The organism is Tabrizicola sp. (assembly GCF_051645465.1).
Taxonomy (GTDB): Bacteria; Pseudomonadota; Alphaproteobacteria; order Rhodobacterales; family Rhodobacteraceae; genus Tabrizicola.
Map to the genome: position 1 here is coordinate 1 of NZ_JBOFBI010000316.1, position 2,939 is coordinate 2,939.

The window sequence follows — 2,939 nt, forward strand, 5'->3', positions numbered from 1 at the left end:
CTCGTCCTTGATCGAAGCGAAGGGCGGCAGGCCAAAGGGGGTGTCCCAAGTCGTCAGAAGCACGTTCATCGCAAATCTCCTTTGACTTTCAAGCTAGGTGTCGTTCTTCGGAACGTCCACCCTCGTTCCTTTCTGCCCAAATATCCTGGGGGTTTGGGGGTGAAACCCCCATCAGCCGAGGAGGAGGGCGCAAGCCCCGACGACGAGACAAAAGACTTGCGGCGTATGCCGCGCAATTTTGAAACCGTGCCTCAGCCGCAAAGCGACTCTTGTGGCTTAGAGGTCGAAGCGCCGGTAGATGCGACCGACCACCTGACCGTCGTCCAGGGCGAAACTGGGGTCTCCGCCTATGTCGCGAAAGCCGATGCGGGAGTAATAGGCCAGCCCCGGCACATTGTCGGCCCGGATCCAGGCGACAATGTAGCTGATCTTTGTCCGTCGCAGTGTCGTGAGCGTCAGGGCAAAGAGGGCGGCGCCCACGCCCTTTGCCTGCAGGTCCGGCTGGACGAAAGTCCCGATATGCGGATCACCTTTCCACTGGCCCACCGACTGCCAGCCGATGATCGTACCGGCATCCTCGGCAATGACCGAGGAGTGGACGTCCGAGCCATCGATATAGTACTCACGCACCTCTGTCTCGGTCATCGGCGACTGGTGCGCCGTGGTGCCGCCCCTGGCGATCACCGCATTCAGAAGCACCGTCATTCCCGCGGCATCGGCGGGCTTGGCCAAGCGAGTGATCACAGCGCAAACTCATCGCGGCTGTAGCCCTGAATGTACAGCAAAGCCGTGAGGTCGCCGTGGTTCACGCGCACTTCGCATTCGGCCTGGACACGCGGCTTCGCGTGCAGTGCCACTCCCGTACCGCTCGCCCTCAGCATTGGCAGGTCGTTCGCCCCGTCACCGACCGCAATGGCCTCGGCCGCAGTGATCCCGAGGCGCGCGGTGATCTCGTTCAGCGCTTGTACCTTCGCCTCCTTGCCGAGGATCGGCTTGGCCACCTCGCCCGAAAGGACCCCGGCTTCAACCAGAAGCGTGTTGGCCCGGTTCTCGTCAAACTCCAGCTTTGCAGCCACCGCCGCGGTAAAGGCTGTGAACCCGCCCGAGACCAGGGCCGCATAGGCCCCATTCGACTTCATCGTAGCCAAAAGCCGTATGCCCCCCGGCATCAGCGTGATCCGGTCGCGCAAGACCTGGCCGATGACTGCCTCTGGCAGACCTTTCAGAAGACCCACACGCTCGCGGAGCGCAGCTTCGAAATCAAGCTCGCCATTCATCGCCCGCGCCGTGATCGCCGCCACATGCGCGCCGACCCCGGCCTCGTTAGCGAGCTCGTCGATGCACTCCTGCCGGATCATCGTCGAATCCATATCGGCGATCAGAAGGCGCTTCTTCCGCCCCGCATCCGCCTGCACCACCATGTCCACGTTGAGCGCTTGCAGGCTTTCCCAGACCTCCCAGCGGTTCTCCGGCACGGCCTCGACCGCAAACTCCGCCGCTACGCCGGGATCAAGCCACCGCGCCTCGCCGCCGCCCCAGGCATTGCGCAGGGACTCGACCGTGGCCCGGTCCAGCAGCGGAGTTTCGGGGTTGGTAAGGAGCGTGACGACAGGCATGCGGTGATGTTTCCGATAGTGAACGTCGGCGTCGCTTTTCCGCGACGATGCGGCGGATTACCGCGATTTTCCGGCTTGTGCCAGAGCGCATCCCCCCGTATTTCCAACGGCGGGACACCCTTCCCCAACGAAGGGCTTTTAGCTGGAAGGCTACCATGACCGATCTGACCCCCCCGGCCAAGCGCCCGGCAAATCCGCGCTTCTCTTCTGGCCCCTGCGCCAAGATTCCCGGCTTCTCCCTTGATATGCTCGCCGACGCTCCCCTAGGGCGGTCGCACCGTGCTGCGGTTGGCAAGACCAAGCTTATGGAAGCCATCGACCTTACTCGTGAGATTCTGGGCGTTCCGGCCGATTACCGCATCGGCATTGTCCCCGCCTCCGACACCGGTGCCATGGAAATGGCGATGTGGTCGCTTTTGGGCGCCCGCCCGGTTGAGATGCTGGCCTGGGAGAGCTTTGGAGAAGGCTGGGTCACCGATGTGGTGAAACAGCTGAAACTCGACGCCAAGGTGCGAGTCGCGCCCTACGGCCAGATCGTCGACCTGCGTGAAGTGGACTTCGACCGTGACGTGGTCTTCACCTGGAACGGCACAACCTCGGGCGTCCGCCTGCCGAACGGCGACGCGATCCCTGCCACCCGCGCGGGTCTTACCATCTGTGACGCCACCAGTGCCGCCTTCGCGATGGACCTGCCGTGGGCGAAGCTCGACGTCACCACCTTCTCCTGGCAGAAGGTTCTGGGCGGCGAGGGTGCGCATGGCGTCATCGTCCTCTCCCCCCGCGCGGTGGAGCGGCTGGAGACCTACACCCCCGCCTGGCCGCTGCCCAAGATCTTCCGGCTTACCGCCAAGGGCAAACTGATTGAAGGCATCTTCCAGGGCGAGACGATCAACACGCCGTCCATGCTTGCGAACGAAGACTATCTCGTCGCGCTAAAGTGGGCAAAGTCCATCGGCGGCCTTCCGGCGCTGATCGCCCGAGCGAACGCCAATGCCCGGGCCGTCCACGACTTCTGCGCCGCGAACCCCTGGATCGCGAACCTTGCCGAAGACCCGACCACGGCCTCCACCACCAGCGTCTGCCTGAAATTCACCGACCCCCGCATCACCGATGGCGAGGCCTTCGCCAAAGCCGTCGCCAAGCGGATCGAGAAGGCAGGCGCGGGCTTCGACCTTGGCGCCTATCGCGACGCGCCTCCGGGCCTGCGCATCTGGTGCGGCTCGACGGTAGAGACCTCGGACATTCAGGCGCTGATGCCGTGGATTGCCTATGCATTTGAAGCCGAGATCGCGGCGCTGGCGCAAGCCGCGTGACCGAGTCGGG

3 protein-coding genes are annotated in these 2,939 nt (G+C 63.9%); 1 reads left to right on the forward strand and 2 read right to left on the reverse strand.

Translation table 11 applies throughout. The features are described from left to right. Window positions 1–276: 276 nt before the first annotated feature. On the reverse strand, window positions 277–744 hold the full coding sequence (locus ACRCSW_RS20315) for a GNAT family N-acetyltransferase (protein WP_438707471.1): 468 nt from the start codon (window positions 742–744) through the stop codon (window positions 277–279). Further along, window positions 741–1,616: a phosphoserine phosphatase SerB gene (serB, locus tag ACRCSW_RS20320; protein WP_438707472.1), complete on the reverse strand. Its 876-nt coding sequence runs from the start codon at window positions 1,614–1,616 to the stop codon at window positions 741–743. Before serB ends, ACRCSW_RS20315 begins: the two co-directional genes overlap by 4 nt. A 155-nt stretch (window positions 1,617–1,771) precedes the next feature. Between serB and ACRCSW_RS20325 the strand changes: the two genes are divergently transcribed. Further along, entirely contained in the window at window positions 1,772–2,929 is a 1,158-nt protein-coding gene (locus tag ACRCSW_RS20325) for a phosphoserine transaminase (protein ID WP_438707473.1), read from the forward strand. Window positions 2,930–2,939 lie beyond the last annotated feature (10 nt).